We start from the raw sequence: 281 nt of genomic DNA, 5'->3' as shown, positions 1-281 counted from the left end.
CAACGATTTAGGTCCCATTGGTAGTCTATGTTCATAAACGGGGAAGACCTCAGAAGATAAATGACAACACTTTTATAAATCCTTATTAATCTTTCAAAATATTCCTCAGGTGCAAAATGATACCAGTTACCAACTATTTTAGCAGCTTCAGCTTTAAGGTTGAGAAAAGCAGCAGCAAATGGTCCCTGTATTTTTGCCGAGTGCCGAGCATTGTCAAACTCATGATAAAGAGGTAGACTAAGGTAAAGTCTAAGCGTTTCAACGTCTGGAGGAGATTCGGC

Annotated in this window: 1 protein-coding gene; it reads right to left on the bottom strand. The window is 39.5% G+C overall.

Annotation, left to right across the window (positions count from 1 at the left end; all coding sequences use genetic code 11):
- On the bottom strand, window positions 1-281 hold a 281-nt coding region (locus PZC42_RS20895), incomplete at both ends, for a hypothetical protein (RefSeq protein ID WP_277214014.1).

The sequence above is a fragment of the Isoptericola croceus genome (genome assembly GCF_029382255.1).
Classification (GTDB): domain Bacteria; phylum Actinomycetota; class Actinomycetes; order Actinomycetales; family Cellulomonadaceae; genus Isoptericola; species Isoptericola croceus.
This window is presented reverse-complemented; position numbering and strand designations above follow the sequence as displayed.